The sequence below is a fragment of the Sphingobium lignivorans genome, assembly GCF_014203955.1.
Classification (GTDB): Bacteria; Pseudomonadota; Alphaproteobacteria; order Sphingomonadales; family Sphingomonadaceae; genus Sphingobium; species Sphingobium lignivorans.
Genome location: NZ_JACHKA010000001.1, coordinates 964,289 through 984,046, shown reverse-complemented (window position 1 = coordinate 984,046; position 19,758 = coordinate 964,289). Strand labels below are relative to the sequence as shown.

Genomic DNA, 19,758 nt, shown 5'->3' with positions numbered 1-19,758 from the left:
CGCCGGTCTAGCTGCCGACGATCATGCCGCCATTGGGATGCAGCACCTGACCGCTCATGTAGCTCGAATCCTCGCAGGCGAGGAACAGGAAGCTCGGCGCGACCTCATTGGGCTGGCCCGGCCGGGCCATCGGCGTGCTTTCCCCGAAATGCGCGAGCTTCTCCTTGGTGGCGCCGCCGAACGGATTGAGCGGCGTCCAGATCGGCCCCGGCGCGACCGCATTCACGCGGATGCCCTTGCCGACGAGATTTTCGCTGAGCGAGCGGGTGAAGGCCGCGATCGCGCCTTTCGTGCTCGAATAATCCAGCAGCTCTTCCGACCCCTTGTACATGGTGACGGAGGTGCAGTTGATGATCGCGGCCCCTTCGCGCAGATGGGGCATGACCGCCTGCGTCAGGAAGAACATCGAGAAGATGTTGGTCTGAAAGGTCCGCCGAAGCTGCTCCTCGGTGATGTCCTCGATATTCTTGTCGGGATGCTGCTCGCCCGCATTGTTCACCAGCACATCAATGCGACCGAAAGCGGCCATGGTCCGCTGGACCAGCTCGTCGCATATCGCCTTCTCGCCCAGATCGCCGGCAAAGACGAGTGATTGCCGGCCCTCGGCCCGGACGATCTTCTCCGTCTCGGCGGCATCCTCATGCTCGCACAGATAGGCGATGACGACATTCGCGCCTTCCCGCGCGAACAGCGCAGCGACGGCGCGGCCGATGCCGCTGTCGGCGCCGGTGACGATCGCCACCTTGCCATCGAGCCGCCCGGAACCCGGATAACGAGGCTGCCACTCCGGCTGGGGATGAAGCTTGCGCTCCTCACCCGGCAGGGCATCCTCATGGATCATCTCGACTGTCTCGGTCATCATGAATTTCCCTGTTAGCTGGCCCTGAAATCCGTTGGGCGATCCGCCAGCCGGGCGGGGGGCATGCCCCCACCCGGCGCACGGTCAATCTCAGACGAAGGGGTAAGGGACGCCCCAATAGCCATAGACCTGGCGGCCATAGATATGGTCATATTCGGGCTCGGCGCGCTCTTCGTAGCGCGGCGCGGCTTCCAGCCGTTCCTTGCTGATCTCGACGACATAGCCGCCAAGATTGGTGTCGTAGGTCAGCATGTCCCAGGGAAGCGGATAATATTCGCTGCCGATGCCGAAGATGCCGCCGAACTGGAGCACGGCGTACTCCGCCTTGCCCGAGCGCTTGTCGACCATGAAATTGCGGACGCTGCCGAGCTTCTCGCCCTGACGATCATAGACGGTGGTGCCGTCGACCTTGTCCGACGAGATCAGGCGATTGGTTTCATCGATTGCGATTGTTTCAGCCATGGGGGGCTCCTCTCAGTCTGTAGTGACGCATGATCTCCGCGCCCGGAGGCAGGCCGGGCCTGCCCGATGCGGCGGAGATGGCGGCAGCAGCGCATCCGCTTGCCACACGTGAACTGAACGGACTGGCGGGGGCTCCAGTTCCCCTGCGCCGTCATGCTTCGTCGCGACCGGACAACGCCGTGTCGATGACGCGTGGCACCCCGCCCCGGAACCCGAATATTCCCGGGGCGCCGGAGCGCGCGGTCAGGGCCGGACGATCAGACCATCGTTTCCGGGCGCACCAGACTGTCGAACAGGGCCTCATCGACGAGACCGAGCGCCAGCCCCGCCTCGCGCAGGGTAAGGCCGCTCTCATGAGCATGCTTGGCGATCTTCGCGGCATTGTCATAGCCGATGGCCGGGGCAAGCGCGGTCACGAGCATCAGCGAACGCGCGACCAGCTCGGCAATGCGCGCCTCGTTGGGGACCATGTCCTCGACGCAGCGCTCCGCGAAACTGTCCATGCCCACCGCCAGCAGGTGAATCGACCGCAGCACGGCCGCGCCGATCAGCGGCTTGAAGACATTGAGCTCCAGATGCCCCTGAAGGCCGCCGACCGTGACTGCCTGATGATTGCCGATCACTTGCGCCGCGACCATCGTCAGCATCTCGCACTGGGTGGGGTTGACCTTGCCGGGCATGATCGAGCTGCCCGGTTCGTTTGCCGGCAGCTCCAGCTCGCCCAGCCCCGAGCGCGGGCCCGAGCCGAGCAGGCGGATGTCATTGGCGATCTTGGTGAGGGCGACCGCCAGCGTGGAGAGCGCCGCCGAGAAATGCACGAGCGGGTCGTTCGACGCCAGCGCCTCGAACTTGTTGGGCGCGGTGTAGAAGGGCAGGTCCGTCAGCGCGGAGATTTCGCTGGCCACGGCCTCGGCGAAGCCCTCCGGCGCGTTGAGCCCGGTGCCCACCGCCGTGCCGCCCTGCGCCAGCGCCAGCACATCGTGCATCACGGCATGGGCAATGCGCTCGCGGCAATTGGAGAGCTGCCGGGCATAGCCGGAAAATTCCTGCCCCAGGGTGAGCGGCGTCGCGTCCTGCAGATGGGTGCGGCCGATCTTGACGATGTCCTTCCAGGCCTGCGCCTTCGCTTCCAGCAGGTCGCGCAGATAATCGAGCGCCGGCAGCAGCTCGTCGGTCGCCGCGCGGGCGACGGCGATGTGCAGGGCCGTGGGGAAGCTGTCGTTGGAGGACTGGCTCTTGTTCACATGATCGTTCGGGTGGACGGGACTCTTACCCCCGCGCGTGCCCGTCAGCCGTTCGTTGGCGCGGCCGGCAATCACTTCGTTGACGTTCATGTTGCTCTGCGTCCCGCTGCCGGTCTGCCAGATCACCAGCGGGAACTGGTCGTCATGCCGGCCGGCGATCACTTCGGCCGCTGCCTCGTCGATCGCATCGGCGATGCCCCCGTCCAGCCCGTGCGCCCGGTTCACCCGTGCGGCGGCGCGCTTCACGATGGCCAGGGCATGGATGATGCCGACGGGCATGCGCTCGCTCGGGGCGAAGGGGAAATTCTCGATGCTGCGCTGGGTTTGCGCGCCCCAATAAGCCTGCGCGGGGACATCGATCGCGCCGATGCTGTCGGTTTCCGTCCGGGTCTCGGTCATGCGCTACTCCTTGCGACAGCCCCCGCCTTCAATTGAACGGTGCGCAGCCCTCCCGCAAGCCTTCCCGGCGCGTTCCGCAGCCGGCCCGGCTCCTTTTGGCGAGTTCATGCATTGTCCGCTCGTCGAAACCGCATCGCCGGGAGCATCATGTCTCAATCCCTCGTCTTCGTCGACGACAGCCTGCCCGGCATCACGCGGCGCAAGGTCCGCAGTCACTGGGCCTATTTCGACGCCCAGGGTGAGCGGATCACGGACCGGGAGGAAATCGACCGCCTGAATGCAGTGGGCCTGCCGCCCGCTTATGCCGATGCCTGGTTCGCGCCCCGTCCCGACGCGCATATCCTCGCCACCGGCATCGATGCGCGGGGCCGCAAGCAATATCGCTACCATCCCGATTTCACGGCCGAGCGCGCATCGCTGAAGTTCGATCGCTGCGTCGCCTTCGGGCATGCCCTGCCGCGCATCCGCGCCCGCGTGGAGAAGGACATGGGCAGCCGGCTGCTCTCCCGGGAGCGGGCCATCGCCTCGGTCGTGTATCTGCTCGACAGCGGCCGCATCCGCATCGGCAACGAAGCCTATGCGCGGACGAACCGCAGCTTCGGCGCGACCACACTGCGCATGCGCCACGCGAAGGTGGCGGGCGGCAAGCTCATGCTGCGCTTCCGCGCCAAGTCCGGCAAGCTCTGCGAGATCGGCATGACGGACCGGCGGCTGATCCGCTTCGTCAAGCGGATGCAGGACCTGCCGGGGCAGCATCTCTTCCAGCATCTGCGCGAGGATGGCGACGCGGCCCCGATCACCTCATCGGACGTGAATGGCTATATCCAGGAAACGATGGGCGCCGACTTCACCGCCAAGCAGTTCCGCATCTGGCGGGCCAGTTCGCTGGCGCTGGAGTGGCTGGCGGACGACGCGAACGGCCCCGGCATCAATGCCATGCTCGCCTTCGTGTCCGAGCATCTGTGCAACACGCCCGCCGTCGCCCGGAAAGCCTATGTGCACCCCCGCCTGCTCGACCTCGCCAAGGCGGGCCGCGAAGCGCGGCGCGAGGCCATCCGCCTTCCGCGACGAACCCGCTGGCTCAGCCGCCCGGAGCGCGGACTGATCGCCCTGCTGGAGAGCGGGGCCTGAACACGCCAACGGAGCAACATCGTGGCCGCACGAGAGAATGTCGGATCACCATGCCCCTTTCATGACCATCATGTACGAGCCGGTATCAGGCGAAGGGGGGAACTTGTCTTCGCAAAGGATTTGCGCTCTACTTTTGCCATGAGGCGGCCTGTTTCCCCTTTACTATACGCAAGTCTTGCGCTCGGGCTCGCTGGTCCGGCCGAAGCGCAGCAGTCGGACAGTTCGGGCAGTGACCCCGACACGTCCATCGTGGTTACCGGGAGTCGCTTGACCCGCGAACAGCTGCGCGAGCAGGCGGTCGACTATGTCCGGCAGGTCGGCGTCGCACGGGGCGATCGACCGGCGGCGCGCTGGATCGCCCCGGTCTGCCCGCGCGTGCACGGCATCGCCCAGCCTTATGCTGAGATCGTCGAGACCAGAATGCGCACGATCGCGCAGGAAGCGGGGATAAGAATCGCCGACAAGGGCTGCGATCCGAATATCTCGGTCAGCTTCGTCGGCAATGCCGAGGCGCTGATGAACGTCATCGACCGACGCTCACCGACCCGGTTCCGAGAGGTGCCGCCCGAGGCACGCGAGGCACTCATCAACGGCGATGCGCCGATCCGCTGGTGGTATCTGACCGGTGACCGTACCAAAAATGGTATGGACCGAGCGCCTCAAACGATTCCCCTCGATGGAGGGCCACCGTTGCAGGTCGAAGCCTATGGCCACTATGGTTCGAGCGTCATCAGCACGCAGATGAACCGGGTCATCCTCGACGCCAGCGTGGTGATCGATCTCGATCGGGTCGAGGGGCGCCAGCTGGATGTGGTCGCAGCCTATGCGGCCTTCGTCGCCTTCGCCGAAGTGCGGGCGAACGCGACCCCGCCGCCCGGCTCGATTCTCGGCATGTTCGACCCGGAGGCCGAAGCAAAAGGCCTTACCGAACCGGACATGGTCTTCCTGCGCGCGCTCTATCGACTGCCGCTCGACCGACCGGCCCAGCGCCATCGCGGCATGCTGGTACGCGAGATGGTCGATGCCCACGCGCCAGACTGAAACCGGACACTTTAGGACATATAAACACCGCACCCGCGGCGACCTCGCCGGCGCGCGCGAAAGGGCGGTCGCGCGGGACCTCGTCCGGCTCTATCGGGCGTCGGGCGACGGGCGGCGCCACTTGTCCCGCTCGGCGAAGACGCGGGCGACTTCTTCCATATGCTCGGCGCCCCAGTTGGACAGCGGGACCAGCGCCTGCGCCAGGCTGTGGCCCAGCGCGGTGAGGCTGTAATCGACGCGCGGCGGCACTTCCCGATAGTCGGTGCGGATCACAATTCCGTCACTTTCCAGTTCCTTGAGCTGTTGGATCAGCACCTTGTCGCTGACGCCGCGCACGGCCCGCTTGAGCTCGCCATAGCGATTGGGCCCCTCCAGCAGGAAGTAGATGATGAGCGGCTTCCACTTGCCCGCCACCACCTTGAGCGTGGCGTCGAGACCGCAGGAAAAGCCGGGGATGCAGGAGGGAGTCTGGACCATAATTTGATACTTACCAAAAAGTGCATACTTGTCGATAAGTGTGTGCCTCGCCAGCTTTGCGTCACCCCAAACAAGGAGACCAAAGATGGACAGGTTGAACGGCAAGACGGCAGTGGTGACAGGCGGCGGAAGCGGCATCGGTTTCGGGATCGCGCAGCGCTTCGTGGCCGAAGGCGCGTTCGTCTTCCTGTTCGGCCGGCGACAGGACGCGCTCGATGCCGCCGTGGCCAAGCTCGGCCCCAATGCCGCCGCCATCCAGGGCTCGGTCACGGAGCTCGCCGATCTCGACCGGCTGTTCGCCGCCGTGGAGGCGCAGCGCGGTACGCTCGACATCCTCGTGGCCAATGCCGGGACCGGCGAGCTGGCTCCGCTCGGCGACATCACGCCGGGCCATTATGACCGGGCATTCGACGTCAATGTGAAGGGCACGCTCTTCACGGTGCAGAAGGGCTTGCCGCTGATGCGCGCGGGCGGCTCGATCATCCTCACCGGATCGACCACCGGCGAGATGGGCACGCCCAGCTTCAGCATCTACAGCGCCTCGAAGGCCGCCGTGCGCAACTTCGCCCGCAGCTGGGCGCTCGATCTCAAGGGCACCGGCATTCGCGTCAATGTCGTGTCGCCCGGGCCGACGCTCACCGATCTGGCGCTCGACGTCGTCGGCAGGGAGCCGTTCGAGGCGCTGGGCGCCAGCACCCCGATCGGGCGGCTGGGCGATCCTTCCGAGATCGGCGCCGTCGCCGCGTTCCTCGCGTCGAGCGACAGCAGCTTCATGACCGGCGGCGAAGTGTTCGTCGACGGCGGTCTCGCGCAGATCTGAGAGGGCGCACGCTGTCTCGTCATTGACCATGTCATCCCGGGCCGAGTCCGGGATCCCGCTGCCTTGAGGATCGCCGGGTTCGGACGGTCTGAGAAAAGGAAGAAGCTGGATCCCGGGTCGAGCCCGGGATGACGACGGAAGTGGCTGAAAAGATGGCTTCTGACTCCCTCGAAGCCCGTGAGCTTCTCCCCGCCGCTAGCGGCAGGCGCGCCAGCCCATCTGGCCTCGTTGGGCCTGATCGAGATGAAGATGGTCGTGATGCTGCTGGTTGTAGTCCGGCGAGAGGACCGTCGCGAACAGGCGGCAGGCGCCATCGCGGACCTCGCGCAGGAAGATCGCTTCCTGCCCCGGCACCGGCCAGTCGCGCTGCACGGAGATGCGGCGGCCATCGGTCAGCACGAAGGCACTGATGTCGATGGCGTTGGCCGTGGCATGTTCGCTCCAGTTGCCCTCGGACCGGCCGTAGAGCCGCCGGCAACTGTAGCTGCCCAGATGCTCGATCCGCTCGACCGACGCGCCCAGCAGGCGCTGCGCCGCCGGTTGCACCACCTGCCATTTCCACACCGCCATGGAAGCCACGATCGGGCAGGCCGGCGTGACATTAGCGGGCGCAAGAGCCAGCATTTCCTGTCCGGACCCGATGCGCACGGCATCGGCCGCGCCGCATTGCCCCTGCCCCGCGATCGGCGCGGCCTCGGTCACGACCCCGGCCTGGCGCAGCAGCGCGCGGCATCGTTCGCCATCCTCCGCCAGCCCGGTGAGCTTGCGCCCGGTGAACAGGCCGATCGGCTGGCCCAGATCCAGCTCCGTCCAGGGCAGGTCCTGCGGCGCCGGCCGCAGGAGAGCGAAGGCGAGAAGCGCGGCGAGAATGACGATGACCAGCCAGACGAGGCGCCGCAGCCACCGGGAGAAGCGCGAGAAGAAAGTCCGTCCCATTCCCCGACAACGCGACACCGGGGCATTGGCTGCACGCGGCATGCAACCGGCGGCCCGGTCAATGGTTGCTACAGATGAGACCCGCACGAGACCCGAGGCGGGACATCAAGGAGATGCACAATGTCAGCTGACGACAGCCGCAAGCCGGACGATCAGGCGCCCGCCGCCGGCCGCGAGGACACGGACGGCAAGACGCCCCCGATCCCGAAGGTCCGCGATGCCGGCCCGGACGAGATGAAGGACGAGCCGCCTCACTGGGACGATGTCGACGAGGCGTCCGACGAATCCTTTCCGGCCAGCGACCCGCCCTCGTTCAGCCAGCCGCGCCCCTGAGGCCGAGGCCACGGCGGCCCACCATATCTCGTCATTCACGACGTCATCCCGGACCCGATCCGGGATCCCGCTGCCTTGACGATCGCCGGGGCCAGAGGGTTTGAGAAAAGGAAGAAGCGGGATCCCGGGTCGAGCCCGGGATGACGTTGGACATGGCTGAAAAGCTGGCTCCTGGCTCCCTCGAAGGCCGGGAACTCTTCCGCGCCGCCTAGCCCTCCCGCAGGCTCAGCCCTCCGGGGTTGAGGCGCGGGCGACGTCGATGGTGCTGATCTGTCCGTTGCGCAGGCCGTAGACCACGAACACGCGCACCGACACGGATTCGCCCTTGCGCAGGGGCGCCACGACGAAATCCGGCGCATCGACCTGCGCGGTGAAGGTGCTGGTGCAATCGACGGCAATGCCCTTGTCGTCGATGACCAGGCTGTGAATGGTCAGATGCTCGCGCACGGACCGGAACATGGTGCCGTAGAAATCGCAGATGGCCTGCTTGCCGACCATGAGCGGGGCCGTCGGCAGGCGCAGCGTGCAGTCGTCCGTATAATAGCGCCCTGCCCGCTCCATGTCGCCGTCGCTGAAGGCGGCGGCATAAGCCTGATAAGCGGCGCGCCCGCCGGCATGGCCCGAGAGCATGGGGGCCTTGAGGACGCCCTGCTCCGCGGGCCAGGTCATCGAGCAAAGCTCGGCGATGCGGCCCTGTTCATCCAGCTTGTAGGTGACGAAGAAGCGCACCGTGAGGATGTCGCCCGGCATGAGCGGGGCGAAGGGGAAATCGGGCCGGGGCTCGGTGCAGATGAAGTCCATGTCCACATCGACGAACAGGCGGTCCTCCTGCTGCATCACCAGACGCGGCCGCACGATCTCGCGCACGCCGTCATGCGCCCAGTGCAGGAAGGCCAGCAGCTCCTCGCGCCCGCGGCTCACCCGGGACGAGCTGTACATCACGCAGTCCGGCGCGAACCAGGTCTCGACCAGTTCCTCGTCATTGCCCTGATTGAAGGCGGCGACATAAGCATCATAATTCATTCGGTTGCCCCAGCTTCGAAAGGCCGTTCGCGGGCCAGCCCATCGGCGCGGCGCGCGATGCGGAGCAGCAGCTCGTCGAGCATCTGCAGCTCCCCGGCGTTCAGGTCGGCGGTCAGCACGCTGTAGAAGGCACGGCGCTGCTGCTGCATGCGTTCATAGACGTCCGCACCGGCAGGCGTCAGCACCAGCAGGCTGCTCTTGCGGTTGCGGGGATTGTTCACCCGGGTGAGATAGCCCTTCTCCTCCAGCGAGCGCACCCCGCGGCTGACCTCGGCCCGGTCCACCAGCGCGGCGACCGACACTTCGCTGGCGCTGCGCGAGCCCATCACTGCGATATGCGCGAGAACGCGCCATTCCGCGAGGGACACGCTCGCCACGTCCCGCACCTGCTGGGTGGAGATGCGGTCCAGCATCTTGCCCAGCATCAGCAGGCGATAAGGCAGATGGCGCGCATCGAAGATGCTCCAGGCTTCCTCGAGCGGGCCGGCCTCCCGGACCGGATCAGGACTTGCCGCCGGGAGAGCCCCCTCCTGCCCCGGCATCAGAGCGAGACGCTCACGGCCTTGAGTTCGGTATAGGCCTCGATGCCGGCCTTGCCGTTTTCGCGTCCCCAGCCGGACGCCTTGAAGCCGCCGAGCGGCAGCGCGGGATCGACGCCGCCCGAGCCGTTGATGCGCACGGTGCCGGCCTTCAGGCGCCGGGCGAGCTTGTGCGCGGTGGAGATGTTCTGCGTGAAGATGGACGCGGACAGGCCGAACTCCGTCTCGTTGCCGCGCCCCGCCAGCGCATCGACATCATCATCGTCGCCGAACCGCATGGCACAGAGCACTGGCCCGAAGATTTCCTCCTTGCGCACCCGCATGTCGACCTTGGTGTCGAGCAGCACGGTCGGCTGGACGAAATAGCCTTCCTCGCCGATCCGCTCGCCGCCCACGAGGATGTTCGCGCCTTCCTCGCGGCCGGACGCGATGTAGCCGGTCACGCGGTCGAGCTGGGCGGCGCTGACGAGCGGGCCGATCATCGTATCGGCTTCCAGCGTCTGGCCGACCTTCATGCCCTTGGCCATGTTGACCACGCCTTCCAGCACCGCATCGGCCACCTTCTCATGCACGAACAGGCGCGAGCCGGCGGCGCAGACCTGCCCGGCATTGAAGAAGATGCCCATGGCGGCGGCCGGGATGGCGCGGGACAGATCGGCATCGGCGAAGATGAAGGTAGGCGACTTGCCGCCCAGCTCCAGCTGCACGCGCGCGAAATTGCTCTTGGACGCCTCGATGATCGCCTTGCCGGTCTGGGTCGATCCGGTGAAGGAAATCTTGTTGATGCCCGGATGCGCCGCCAGCGCCGCGCCGGCCGTGCGGCCAAGGCCACTCACGATGTTGAGCACGCCTTCGGGAATGCCCGCCTCCAGCGCCAGCTCGCCCAGCCGCAGCGTGCTGAGCGGCGTCTGCTCGGCGGGCTTGAGGACGACGGTGCAACCCGCCGCCAGCGCGGGCGCAAGCTTGCCGACCGCCATGACGAGCGGGAAATTCCACGGCACGATCTGCGCGCACACGCCCACCGGCTCGCGCAGAACATAAGAGAGCCATTCGCCCGGCGCGCTGATCTCGGCCGTCTCGCCATAGATCTTGGTCGCCCAGCCGGCATTGTAGCGCAGCTGGCCGACCGCGCCGCCGACATCGAGCATGCGCGAGAACTGGATCGGCCGGCCGACGTCCAGCGTCTCCAGCAGGGCGAGTTCCTCGGCATTGGCCTCGATGAGATCGGCGAGGCGAAGCAGCATGTTGGCGCGCTCGGCGGGCTTCACTTTCGACCAGGGGCCCTCGAAGGCAGCGCGCGCGGCGGCGACGGCCCGATCGATGTCCGCATCGCCGGCCGCGGCGACATGCGCGATGACCTCGCCCGTGGAGGGATTGCGCGTCTCAAACGTCTCGCCGGACGCGGCTTCCACCCAGTCCGCGCCGATGAGCATCTTCACCGGGCCGGCGCCGTAGCGAAGCTTCAATTGCTCGAGCAGGCCGGGATTATAAGGCGCGTTCATGGGCGGTGGCATCCTTTCCAGTTCCGCTCCCGGGACGCATGGCCACCGAGAGTTGTTGAATCATCATGAACTCCCCAATAACAGCATGATCGTGATCGCGCCAAGTGGACGCGACAAAATCAACTGGAGAGCGGCCCTGTCCACCGAGAAATTCGATTATGTGATCGTCGGCGCCGGGTCCGCCGGGGCTGTGCTCGCCGCGCGACTCACCGAAGACCCGGCCGTGCGGGTGCTGCTGCTGGAAGCCGGCGGCGGGGGCGACGACTGGCTGATCCGCATGCCGCTCGGCTTCCTCAAGGCGCTGTTCAAGCCGGGCTACACCTGGCCCTACTGGACGGAACCCGAGCCGCACATGAACGGCCGCAAGCTCATCCTGCCGCGCGGGCGCCTGCTCGGCGGCTCCAGCTCGATCAACGGCATGGTGTTCATGCGCGGCCACAGCGCCGATTTCGACCGCTGGGCGCAGATGGGCTGCACCGGCTGGAGCTATGCCGACGTGCTCCCCTATTTCCGCAGGATGGAGAACAGCTGGCGCGGCGAGTCCGCGCTGCATGGCGGCAGCGGGCCGCTCAGCGTCACGCCCAATGCCACCAAATGGCTGCTGCATGACGAGCTGATGGCCGCCGCGCGCAATGCCGGCTTCCCGCTGACCGATGACATCCATGACGGCGACGAGGAAGGCGTCGGCCGCGTCGAGCTGACTATCGACCGCCATGGCCGCCGCGCCTCGACCTATGCGGCCTATCTCAAGCCCGCCATGACCCGCCCCAACCTGACCGTGCGCACCAACGCCATGACGCAGCGGGTGCTGACGGAAGGGCGGCGCGCTACCGGCGTCGAATATCGCCATGACGGCATACTGAAGACCGCGACGGCGACGCGCGAAGTCATCCTCTCGGGCGGCAGCTACAATTCGCCGCAACTGCTCATGCTCTCGGGCATCGGCCCGGCGGCGCATCTGCGCGACATGGGCATCGAGGTGGTGCACGATCTGCCGGGCGTGGGGCAGAATCTCTCCGAGCATCCGCGCACGCCGGTGACCTTCGAAGCCGCGCCGGTGACGTTCGTCAACCAGCTGCGCTTCGACAAGGCGACGCTGAGCGTGCTGCGCTGGTATTTCATGGGCACCGGCCCGTTCGCCCGGCAAGTGAACAGCGCCAACCCTGTGCTGCGCACCGACCCGCGCCTCGCCCAGCCGGACATCCAGCTCTGGTGCAACCCGGTGACGCTGGATGCGCATCTCTGGTTCCCCGGCATCAAGAAGCGCCCGCCGCACAGGCTGACGGCCGACGTCATCCTGCTGCACCCGGAGAGCCGGGGCCGCGTCTTCCTCAAGAGCCCGCGCGCCGACGACCATGTCGGCATCTTCCTCAACCTGTTCAGCGCGCCGGCGGACTTCGCGACCGCGCGCGCCGGCATCCGCATCGCCCGCAAGATCTATGCGACCGCCCCGCAGTCCGACATCACCGGCGCCGAGATCGCCCCCGGCATCGACGTGCAGAGCGATGAGGCGCTGGACGAGCACATCCGCGCGACGACCACGACGACCCAGCATCCGCTCGGCACCTGCCGGATGGGGAGCGGGCCGATGGCCGTGGTCGATCCGCAGCTGCGCGTCATCGGCATGGAAGGGCTGCGCGTGATCGACGCCTCGGTGATGCCCGACGAGACCGGCGGCAACATCAACGCGCCCACGATCATGATCGCGGAGCGCGCGGCCGACATCATCAAGGGCCGCGTGCTGCCGGCCGACGACCTGCCAGCCCGCAAGGAGAGAAGCCTGTGACGAGAGAGGATTTCGAGCGCTACATCGGCGCCTTCAATGCCAACGACTTCGAGGGCTTTTCCAGCTTCTACGCCGATGACGTCGATTTCCAGCTCGGCGAGCGCAAGCATATCGTGGGCCGCGAGGCGATCGCGGACTTCTATCGCGGCATCAAGGCGCATTTCGCCGAGACGCTGACCATCCTCGACCTCGTGCTCGCGCCGGACGGCGCCTGCCTGCACGTCCACACCCGCTTCGAGACGATCGAGGACTGGCCGGACTTCGACATGTGGCCCACGAAGAAAGGCGACGTGCGCGAGATCGAGAGCATCATCCTCTATCGCATCCGCGACGGAAAGTTCACGCACATCAAGTCCGCCCGCTTCAAGGAACTCTGAGTCTTGGCCAGCAAAACGCCCGATTTCATCGTCATCGGCTCCGGCTCTTCCGGCGCGGTGATCGCCGCGCGCCTCTCCGAGGACCCGGACGCCAGCGTGCTGGTGCTGGAGGCCGGCAAGCGCGAGCGATCGATGCGGCTCGCCATGCCCATCCTCTTCCCCTTCGTGATGGCGGACCCGAAGTTCAACTGGAGCTACATGGGCGAGCCCGAGCCCTTCGCCAACGACCGGCAGATCCGCCAGCCGCGCGGCAAGGCGCTGGGCGGCTCATCGATGATCAACGGCATGCTCTACGCACGCGGCCATGCGCGCGACTATGACGAGTGGCGCCAGCTCGGCAACGAGGGCTGGAGCTATGACGACGTGCTGCCCTATTTCCGCAAGTCGGAGAACCACTGGGGCGAGGCCGACCACTGGCACGGCAAGGGCGGCCCGCTCAGCATCAAGGTGCAGCCCAAGGACAACGAGCTGTATCGCCGCTTCATCGCCGCCGCCAAGGCCCGCGGCTATGCCGAGCGCGACACTTTCCACCGCGCCGAGCAGGAAGGCTGGGGCCCGCCGGGCCTGTGCATCCATGAAGGGCAGCGCGGCAGCACGGCGGCGCGCTTCCTCATCCCCGCCATGTCCCGCCCCAATCTCACGGTGGAGACCGGCGCGCTGGTGACGCGGATCGAGCTGGAAAAGGGCCGCGCCGTCGCCGTCCATTATGTCGACCGCGAGGGGCGGACGCAGCGCGTCGCCGCCCGGCAGGAAATCATCCTCTCCGGCGGCGCCTATAATTCGCCGCAGGTCCTCATGCTCTCGGGCATCGGCGCGGCGGACGAACTCGCCGCCCACGGCATCGACATGGTGCATCATCTTCCGGGCGTCGGCCGCAACCTGCAGGACCATCCCTCGGTGGCGATGGTGGTTTCCGCCCGCCGCGACGTGACGCTGACGAACAAGCTGCGGCTCGATCGCGCCGGGATCGCCGGGCTGCAATGGCTGCTCACGCGCGGCGGCCTCATTTCCGACATGCCGGTGACGGCCAACGGCTTCCTCAAGACAAGGCCGGAACTGGAACGACCCGACGCGCAATGCCTCTTCCAGCCGACGATGATCGGCGCGCAATTGTGGTTCCCCGGCTGGCGCAAGCCCAAGGCGGACGTCTGCGCCATGGCAAGCGTGCTGCTGCGGCCGGAAGGGCGCGGCTGGGTGAAGCTGCGCTCGGCCGACCCGACCGACAAGCCGCGCATCCTCTCCAATGTCCTCTCGACCGAGAATGACCGCGCCTTCTTCCGCCGCCTCATCCCGCAGCTGCGCGAGCTGTTCGCGACCGCGCCGCTCAGCGAGGTGCTGACCGGCGAAGTGATGCCGGGGCCGGACGTGCAGACGCCCGACGAGATCGACGCCTGGGTGCGCAACGCCATCAACACCGCGCTCCATCCCGTGGGCACCTGCGCCATGGGGCAGGACGACATGGCCGTGGTGGACGCCCGCCTGCGCGTCCACGGCATCGCGGGCCTGCGCGTGGCCGACGCCGCGATCATGCCGCGCATCGTGGGCGGCAACACCAATGCCGCCTGCATCATGATCGGCGAGAAGGCCGCCGACATGATCCGGCAGGATCATGGGCTGGCGGGGAGCTAGGGGGGCGAAGCCATTTCTTCATCCTGCCGTCATTCCCGCGAATGCGGGAATCCAGTAGCGACGCTGCGATGAAGCACTGCCGCGACCCTTATGTCTGCCTGCTCGCCTCGCGCCGCAACGGAACGCTCTATCTGGGCGTGACATCCAATCTGATGCAGCGCATTGCCCAGCATCGCGCGGGAACATTCGGCGGGTTCACGGCGGACCATGGGGTCAAGCTGCTGGTATGGTTCGAGCAACATGCGACGATGGAGCACGCGATCTTGCGCGAAAAGCAGATGAAGAAGTGGCGCCGGGCCTGGAAGCTCGACTTGATCGAGCAAGCGAACCCGAACTGGGACGACCTTGCCGTCGGCCTTGGCTTCGCGTCGCTCGGGTGACTGGATTCCCGCATGCGCGGGAATGACGGGAAATAGGAGCGCTGTTTCCACTCCCCACAACTTGTCGTCAAACGTCCGTCACGGCCTGCGCAAAGCGGACATTCGCCTGACGCCGAATTTATTCGCACCGCGCGGGCCGGAAGGCAGAGCGCTGCCGGATCAGCGGGCCGCCGCCGATAGCCGTACCGTGCCAAAACGGTATGAGAGATGATGAACAGATAAGGTTAAGTCTCTCGCATCGGCCAGCGCCCATACATTAGCCTCGACCGAAACAAAGCGTTGAGGAAGAACATGAAGCCTTATCTGCCCGTCGCCGCAGCGGCTCTGCTTGCATTCATCGTCGCCACGTCAGCCTCAGCCAGCCAGGGCCTGACTGTTTACACCTCGCGCGATGCGTTTCTCGCCGCGATCGACCATGTCGCAGTCGACGACTTTGACGATCTGAACACTGACGATTCCCCCACCGAACTTGTCCGCACCGCAGGAGATTTCTCTTACCGAGCCTGGCCTGCAGAATTCGATACTCTTTACCGGGCGGGCGTTGGCAGCAACGGCGCACTTTCCGATTTTGGAAATGTCGGAGACATTGTTCTGTCCGATTTCACGGGCGGGGTCAGCGCCGTCGGTGCCGACTTTTTCAACACCGACGCAGCCGGTGCAGGCCTTCCCAGGGTCAGTATCGCCGTCACAGCCTACACCCTTCGCGACAATCCTCAGCCAGGTCAAAGCCCCGGAGAAACCCAGACCTTCTATCTGGAAAGCGAAAACGGATCGCAGTTTATTGGATTCATATGGGGCAATACCGACGGCAACTTTCCCTTCCTCACTTTCCGTAATGCCGATCCAAGCAATTACGACATGTGGCCTACGATCGATAATCTGACGCTCGGCCGGGCCAGTCCCGCGCTTTCACCCGTCCCCGAGCCTGCGGCCTGGCTGCTGCTTCTGATCGGCTTCGGGATGATTGGCGGCGCGCTGCGCCATCGCCCTCGCCTTGGCTGGACCGTCGCCGGATGAGCGAGCCGGCGGCGGCAGGGCCGGCGGAAGACGGCGGTTCGGCCATTCCTTGTTGATTCCCCACCAACTCCGTGATTGAAGGGGGCCGGACAACAGCCCCGGCAGAACCGGGCGCCAATGCGGGATGCCCTCATGACCAGATTCGACGTCGAAGCCTTCATCGATCGCTCGCGCATCGGCGCGACGCAGGCGATGGCGCTGTTCGTGTGCATCCTCGTCTGCTTCATCGACGGCTACGACATCTTCATGATCGGCAAGATCGCGCCGGCCATTGCCGCCGGTTTCGGCGAACCTTCGGAAGCCATGGCGCCGCTGTTCGTCTATCAGCAGATCGGCCTTGCCGTCGGCGCCTTCACCATCTCGCCGCTGGCCGACCGCTTCGGGCGCCGCGCGATGCTGATCTTCACGTGCCTGACCTTCGGCATCATCACCCTGCTGAGCGTCTACGCGCAGACGCTGACGCAGCTCGCCATCCTGCGCGGCATCGGCGGCATCTTCATGGCGGCGGGCCTCGGCATGTCCATGGCCATGATCTCGGAAATCACGCCCAAGCGCCGGCGCTCCACCTTCATCGCAGTCGCCCTTGCCGGCTATTCGATGGGCAGCGCCTCGAGCGGCGTGGTCGCGGCATGGCTGCTGGACGATTTCGGCTGGCAAAGCGCCTTCTGGATCGGCGGGCTCGTCCCGCTCATCTGCGTGCCGCTGCTGATCCTCTTCGTGCCGGAATCACTCAAGTTCCGCGCCGAGCGCAATCCCTCGGACCGCAGCATCGCCAAGACGCTGCGGCGCATCGACCCCTCGGTCGAGCTGCGCGGCGACGAACTGTTCGTGATCGAGGGCGGCGAGACGTCCGGCCGCAAGGCCCGGCTGAGCGACGTCTTCTCCGAAGGCCGCCTCGCGATGACCACGGTCATCTGGCTCGCCTGCGCGATCAGCATGACGAACACCGCCCTCATGTCCGCCTGGCTGCCCACTTTCTTTCAGGAGATGGCGGGCGTCCCCATCCAGGAATTCGCGAAAGTCGCCCTCATCGCCTATATGGGCGGGGTGGTCGGCACGCTCTGCATCGGCTGGCTGATGGACCGCCTGCCCGCCACGATGCTGCTCGCCTTCTTCTATTTCATGCTCGCGGGCGCGCTGATCTCGCTCTCCTGGGTGCCCTTCCACAGCGGCCTGTTCATTGTCGTGGCGCTCGCCTGGAGCTTCTTCCAGACCGGCGGACAGGGCGGCATCAACACCATGATCGCGCAGGTCTACCCGCCGCGGATGCGCAGCACGGCGCTCGGCTGGGCGGGCGGCGCCGGGCGCATCGGCGGCATCCTCGCGCCGCTGGGTGGCGCCTTCGCGCTGGCACAGCATTATTCGCTGCAGCTCACCATGACCTTCGCCGCGACGCTGCCGATCTGCGTGGCGCTGCTCATGCTGCTGCTCGGCCTCGTCATGCGCGGCCGGCGCTTCTCGGACGGGCAGCCGGCGCAGGCCTGATCCATGGACGCACGCGCCTGGTTCGAGGCCTATCTGGCCGCGTTCAATCGCGGCGATTTCGAGGGGTTTGGCGCTTATTATGCCGATGACGTCCAGTTCTTCGGGCAGGCCGCGACGCTGACCGGACGCGCCGCGGTGCTGGACTTCTATCGCGGGGTGCGCGCGCGACTGGACGAAACGGTGGACCTGCTGAGCTTCGTGGGCAGCGAGACGATGGCCGCCGCCGAGATCCGCACGACACTGGTCGCCCGGGAGGACTGGCCGGATTTCCCCACCGGCCCGCTCACCAAGGGCGCGCGGCGGCAAAGCATCAATTTCGCTTTCTACGACATCGCGGACGGCCGGTTCACCCGCATCCGCTCGGCCCGCTTTCGCCGGATCGAGTGACGCGCAATCCGCGCGGCGGAAGGGCGTGCGCTGATAGCCAGAGCCATGGCTGAATTGTCGGGGGAGCGCATCGGCCCTCCCGCTGCTCGTCATTCCCGCGCACGCGGGAATCCAGTCACCCTCGCGACGCAAAACCATGGCTAACGGGAAGGTCTTCCCAGTCCCGGTTCGCTTGGGACGCGGGGATGAGGGTCGAGGGAGCGTTCCATGGCGGACGGGCCACTGGATTCCCGCGTGCGCGGGAATGACGAGGAAAATGAGTGACTTCGTTGCAGAGCCGCCGAATGTGTCCACGCCTCCGGGCTGAAAGCGGCGGGCAGGTCGGGGGCGTCGCCTGCTGCCCCGGAAAGCCAGAGCGCGCCCAAACGCAAAGCGGGGCGCCGGAACGACGCCCCGCCTGTTGCGGATGAAGGCTGCTCCCCGCGCCCCGAGGCGCGCGGGGAAGCCGGGATCAGGCCGCCGAGCTGAGGCTCATGCGATACTGGCCGCTCTGCAGCGTCTCTTCCGGCACCCAGGTGCCATGGAAGGTGGAGCGCACGCGCACGGGCAGCTTGAGCAGCGCCACCGGGCCTGCCGCGAGATTCTGCGCATCGAGGATGGCGAGATCGCTGCGGTTCTTCGACACGCGCGAGACGAGCACGAGCAGCCAGCCATCGCCTTCCGGCGCGTCGGGCGAGCGCGGCACGAACTGCGGCTCCTGCACGCCGTCACCTTCGCCCGGATTCCACACGTCCACCGCGCCGGTCTGATGATCGACCCGGGCGATGCCGCTCGCATCCTTGCCGCGCGCGATGGCGAAGCCATAGCGATAGGGCCGACCCTGATAGCGATCGTCCGTGCGCGGCATCTCGCAGGGGATGTTCAGCAGCCGCTGCGTAGTGAAGCCATCCTCGTTGCTCGCAAGATCGAAGGTCATGCGCGTCAGGAAGGGCGGCACGAACTTGGTGCGCTCGCCGGTCGGCGTGGTGAAGAAGGGGAAGCAATTGCCTTCATAATAGCACAGGTCGAGATGGATCTTCGTGCCGTCCTGATAGGCGTTCATCATGTGGCCGGCGCTGCCCGTGGGGCCCTTGAACCAGCGGATGTCCTCCGCCTTGCCATAGCGCGGCACCAGCGCGACATGCACCGGCTGGTCCGGGTGCCACTGATAGAAGGGGCCGCCCTGCTTCACCACGTCGAGATCCGTGATGAGCGGGAAGAAAGGCACCACCACCCAGTCCTTGGTGATCGCGAAATCATGGACGCAGGCCGCATAGGGCATGTTGAACCAGATCTCGGTCACTTTCTCGCGGTTCGGGCCGAACACGTAGAAGCAGAAGTCCGTCGTCGCGTCGCCCTTCGCCTGATAGGAGAAAGTGAGCAGCTCGTTGGTGATCGGATCGACCTTCGGGTGCGCGGTGAGGCTTTCGGCCGTCACCTGCCCGTCGAAATCGACGCGCGCGATCGTCTCCAGCGTCTCGGGATCGATCTCATAAGGCAGATCGTCCTCCTTCAGCGCGTAGAGATGGCCGGCATGGAACATCGCCGTGGTGTTGGCAGTGCCCAGATGCACGTCCTTGACGCTCTCGTCGACCGTGTAGCGGTTGCGATAGCCGCCGAAGAGGCCCCGGCGCGCTTCCTTCTGCCGCTTGTAGCGCTCCGTCTCCACCCACTTCACGACATAATCGACCTGATTGTCCTTGAAGCGCAGCATGTGGACCTGCCCTTCACCGTCGATGAAGATGTCGTCCGTGCGGCCCGAGGGATATTGCCGGTCCGCCCCGCAGCGATAGAGCGCGCCTTCCAGCCCGTCGGGGATGGCGCCGGAAATGAGCTCGAGGCCGCGCATCTCGATATTGGCGCGCATCGGCTCGCCCCAGCCGCGATAGAGTTCGATGTCGGGAAAGTGGATTGGTTCGACCATGGCAATTCTCCTGGAAGACGCTCCTCGC

Annotated in this window: 20 protein-coding genes; 11 read left to right on the top strand and 9 right to left on the bottom strand. The window is 66.3% G+C overall.

Translation table 11 applies throughout. From position 1 onward, the window contains the following. Nucleotides 1-7: 7 nt before the first annotated feature. The 3 genes from HNP60_RS04570 to fumC all read right to left on the bottom strand — a co-directional run bounded on the left by HNP60_RS04570 (nt 8) and on the right by fumC (nt 2,964). On the bottom strand, nt 8-859 hold the full coding sequence (locus HNP60_RS04570) for an SDR family oxidoreductase (protein ID WP_184156870.1): 852 nt from the start codon (nt 857-859) through the stop codon (nt 8-10). 90 nt (nt 860-949) lie between these two features. Beyond that, on the bottom strand, nt 950-1,321 hold the full coding sequence (locus HNP60_RS04565) for a PRC-barrel domain-containing protein (RefSeq protein WP_014075288.1): 372 nt from the start codon (nt 1,319-1,321) through the stop codon (nt 950-952). A 257-nt stretch (nt 1,322-1,578) separates the two neighbouring features. Further along, nucleotides 1,579-2,964 carry a class II fumarate hydratase gene (fumC, locus tag HNP60_RS04560; RefSeq protein ID WP_184150741.1) on the bottom strand — a complete coding sequence of 462 codons (1,386 nt, stop codon included), beginning with the start codon at nt 2,962-2,964 and terminating at the stop codon, nt 1,579-1,581. A 147-nt stretch (nt 2,965-3,111) separates the two neighbouring features. On the opposite strand from fumC, the gene HNP60_RS04555 reads away from it, so the two are divergent. Next, nucleotides 3,112-4,095, top strand: a complete 984-nt coding sequence (locus tag HNP60_RS04555; protein ID WP_184150738.1) for a DNA topoisomerase IB — start codon at nt 3,112-3,114, stop codon at nt 4,093-4,095. Nucleotides 4,096-4,362: 267 nt separating this feature from the next. After that, a complete protein-coding gene (locus HNP60_RS04550) occupies nt 4,363-5,136 on the top strand; it encodes a hypothetical protein (RefSeq protein ID WP_184150735.1) in 774 nt (257 codons plus the stop codon). Between the two features lie 90 nt (nt 5,137-5,226). On the opposite strand, the gene HNP60_RS04545 is transcribed toward HNP60_RS04550, so the two are convergent. After that, on the bottom strand, nt 5,227-5,613 hold the full coding sequence (locus HNP60_RS04545; RefSeq protein WP_184150732.1) for a winged helix-turn-helix transcriptional regulator: 387 nt from the start codon (nt 5,611-5,613) through the stop codon (nt 5,227-5,229). An 85-nt stretch (nt 5,614-5,698) separates the two neighbouring features. Here HNP60_RS04545 and HNP60_RS04540 point away from each other — a divergent pair, with 85 nt between their 5' ends. Further along, nucleotides 5,699-6,433 carry an SDR family NAD(P)-dependent oxidoreductase gene (locus tag HNP60_RS04540; protein ID WP_184150729.1) on the top strand — a complete coding sequence of 245 codons (735 nt, stop codon included), beginning with the start codon at nt 5,699-5,701 and terminating at the stop codon, nt 6,431-6,433. Between the two features lie 195 nt (nt 6,434-6,628). Here the strand turns inward: HNP60_RS04540 and HNP60_RS04535 are convergent, their stop codons facing one another. Then, nucleotides 6,629-7,369: an extensin-like domain-containing protein gene (locus tag HNP60_RS04535; protein ID WP_184150726.1), complete on the bottom strand. Its 741-nt coding sequence runs from the start codon at nt 7,367-7,369 to the stop codon at nt 6,629-6,631. A 120-nt stretch (nt 7,370-7,489) separates the two neighbouring features. Between HNP60_RS04535 and HNP60_RS04530 the strand changes: the two genes are divergently transcribed. Beyond that, complete coding sequence (locus HNP60_RS04530) at nt 7,490-7,702, top strand: hypothetical protein (RefSeq protein WP_184050401.1); 213 nt, start codon at nt 7,490-7,492, stop codon at nt 7,700-7,702. A 225-nt stretch (nt 7,703-7,927) separates the two neighbouring features. Here HNP60_RS04530 and HNP60_RS04525 read toward each other — a convergent pair whose 3' ends face one another. From HNP60_RS04525 to HNP60_RS04515, 3 genes are read right to left on the bottom strand one after another with little or no spacing between them, the layout of a single operon-like run. Further along, the gene (locus HNP60_RS04525) at nt 7,928-8,725 is read right to left on the bottom strand and encodes a nuclear transport factor 2 family protein (protein WP_184150723.1); all 798 of its coding nucleotides are present in this window, start codon (nt 8,723-8,725) and stop codon (nt 7,928-7,930) included. Then, complete coding sequence (locus HNP60_RS04520; RefSeq protein WP_184150720.1) at nt 8,722-9,267, bottom strand: MarR family winged helix-turn-helix transcriptional regulator; 546 nt, start codon at nt 9,265-9,267, stop codon at nt 8,722-8,724. The genes HNP60_RS04525 and HNP60_RS04520 overlap by 4 nt, the downstream gene beginning before the upstream one ends. Beyond that, entirely contained in the window at nt 9,267-10,766 is a 1,500-nt protein-coding gene (locus tag HNP60_RS04515; RefSeq protein ID WP_184150717.1) for an aldehyde dehydrogenase family protein, read from the bottom strand. The genes HNP60_RS04520 and HNP60_RS04515 overlap by 1 nt, the downstream gene beginning before the upstream one ends. 55 nt (nt 10,767-10,821) lie before the next feature. Here HNP60_RS04515 and HNP60_RS04510 point away from each other — a divergent pair, with 55 nt between their 5' ends. The 7 genes from HNP60_RS04510 to HNP60_RS04480 all read left to right on the top strand — a co-directional run bounded on the left by HNP60_RS04510 (nt 10,822) and on the right by HNP60_RS04480 (nt 17,827). Beyond that, entirely contained in the window at nt 10,822-12,552 is a 1,731-nt protein-coding gene (locus HNP60_RS04510; protein ID WP_221414639.1) for a GMC family oxidoreductase, read from the top strand. Continuing rightward, on the top strand, nt 12,549-12,929 hold the full coding sequence (locus HNP60_RS04505) for a nuclear transport factor 2 family protein (RefSeq protein ID WP_184150714.1): 381 nt from the start codon (nt 12,549-12,551) through the stop codon (nt 12,927-12,929). Before HNP60_RS04510 ends, HNP60_RS04505 begins: the two co-directional genes overlap by 4 nt. Nucleotides 12,930-12,932: 3 nt before the next feature. Then, nucleotides 12,933-14,558: a GMC family oxidoreductase gene (locus tag HNP60_RS04500; protein WP_184150711.1), complete on the top strand. Its 1,626-nt coding sequence runs from the start codon at nt 12,933-12,935 to the stop codon at nt 14,556-14,558. Nucleotides 14,559-14,626: 68 nt separating this feature from the next. After that, the gene (locus tag HNP60_RS04495; protein ID WP_184150708.1) at nt 14,627-14,938 is read left to right on the top strand and encodes a GIY-YIG nuclease family protein; all 312 of its coding nucleotides are present in this window, start codon (nt 14,627-14,629) and stop codon (nt 14,936-14,938) included. Between the two features lie 291 nt (nt 14,939-15,229). Next, nucleotides 15,230-15,955, top strand: coding sequence for a PEPxxWA-CTERM sorting domain-containing protein (locus HNP60_RS04490; protein WP_184150705.1), 726 nt, complete (start codon nt 15,230-15,232; stop codon nt 15,953-15,955). 132 nt (nt 15,956-16,087) lie between these two features. Next, nucleotides 16,088-17,440 carry an MFS transporter gene (locus HNP60_RS04485; protein ID WP_184150702.1) on the top strand — a complete coding sequence of 451 codons (1,353 nt, stop codon included), beginning with the start codon at nt 16,088-16,090 and terminating at the stop codon, nt 17,438-17,440. 3 nt (nt 17,441-17,443) lie between these two features. Beyond that, nucleotides 17,444-17,827, top strand: coding sequence for a nuclear transport factor 2 family protein (locus HNP60_RS04480; RefSeq protein ID WP_184150699.1), 384 nt, complete (start codon nt 17,444-17,446; stop codon nt 17,825-17,827). 451 nt (nt 17,828-18,278) lie between these two features. Here the strand turns inward: HNP60_RS04480 and HNP60_RS04475 are convergent, their stop codons facing one another. Then, a complete protein-coding gene (locus tag HNP60_RS04475; RefSeq protein WP_184150696.1) occupies nt 18,279-19,730 on the bottom strand; it encodes a carotenoid oxygenase family protein in 1,452 nt (483 codons plus the stop codon). Nucleotides 19,731-19,758 lie beyond the last annotated feature (28 nt).

What these genes read in the sequence shown, in the direction of transcription:
- HNP60_RS04570 (WP_184156870.1), bottom strand. Translation starts at nt 859, where the DNA reads ATGACCGAGACAGTCGAGATGATCCATGAGGATGCCCTGCCGGGTGAG.
- HNP60_RS04565 (WP_014075288.1), bottom strand. Translation starts at nt 1,321, where the DNA reads ATGGCTGAAACAATCGCAATCGATGAAACCAATCGCCTGATCTCGTCG.
- fumC (WP_184150741.1), bottom strand. Translation starts at nt 2,964, where the DNA reads ATGACCGAGACCCGGACGGAAACCGACAGCATCGGCGCGATCGATGTC.
- HNP60_RS04555 (WP_184150738.1), top strand. Translation starts at nt 3,112, where the DNA reads ATGTCTCAATCCCTCGTCTTCGTCGACGACAGCCTGCCCGGCATCACG.
- HNP60_RS04545 (WP_184150732.1), bottom strand. Translation starts at nt 5,613, where the DNA reads ATGGTCCAGACTCCCTCCTGCATCCCCGGCTTTTCCTGCGGTCTCGAC.
- HNP60_RS04540 (WP_184150729.1), top strand. Translation starts at nt 5,699, where the DNA reads ATGGACAGGTTGAACGGCAAGACGGCAGTGGTGACAGGCGGCGGAAGC.
- HNP60_RS04535 (WP_184150726.1), bottom strand. Translation starts at nt 7,369, where the DNA reads ATGGGACGGACTTTCTTCTCGCGCTTCTCCCGGTGGCTGCGGCGCCTC.
- HNP60_RS04530 (WP_184050401.1), top strand. Translation starts at nt 7,490, where the DNA reads ATGTCAGCTGACGACAGCCGCAAGCCGGACGATCAGGCGCCCGCCGCC.
- HNP60_RS04525 (WP_184150723.1), bottom strand. Translation starts at nt 8,725, where the DNA reads ATGAATTATGATGCTTATGTCGCCGCCTTCAATCAGGGCAATGACGAG.
- HNP60_RS04520 (WP_184150720.1), bottom strand. Translation starts at nt 9,267, where the DNA reads ATGCCGGGGCAGGAGGGGGCTCTCCCGGCGGCAAGTCCTGATCCGGTC.
- HNP60_RS04515 (WP_184150717.1), bottom strand. Translation starts at nt 10,766, where the DNA reads ATGAACGCGCCTTATAATCCCGGCCTGCTCGAGCAATTGAAGCTTCGC.
- HNP60_RS04495 (WP_184150708.1), top strand. Translation starts at nt 14,627, where the DNA reads ATGAAGCACTGCCGCGACCCTTATGTCTGCCTGCTCGCCTCGCGCCGC.
- HNP60_RS04490 (WP_184150705.1), top strand. Translation starts at nt 15,230, where the DNA reads ATGAAGCCTTATCTGCCCGTCGCCGCAGCGGCTCTGCTTGCATTCATC.
- HNP60_RS04485 (WP_184150702.1), top strand. Translation starts at nt 16,088, where the DNA reads ATGACCAGATTCGACGTCGAAGCCTTCATCGATCGCTCGCGCATCGGC.
- HNP60_RS04480 (WP_184150699.1), top strand. Translation starts at nt 17,444, where the DNA reads ATGGACGCACGCGCCTGGTTCGAGGCCTATCTGGCCGCGTTCAATCGC.
- HNP60_RS04475 (WP_184150696.1), bottom strand. Translation starts at nt 19,730, where the DNA reads ATGGTCGAACCAATCCACTTTCCCGACATCGAACTCTATCGCGGCTGG.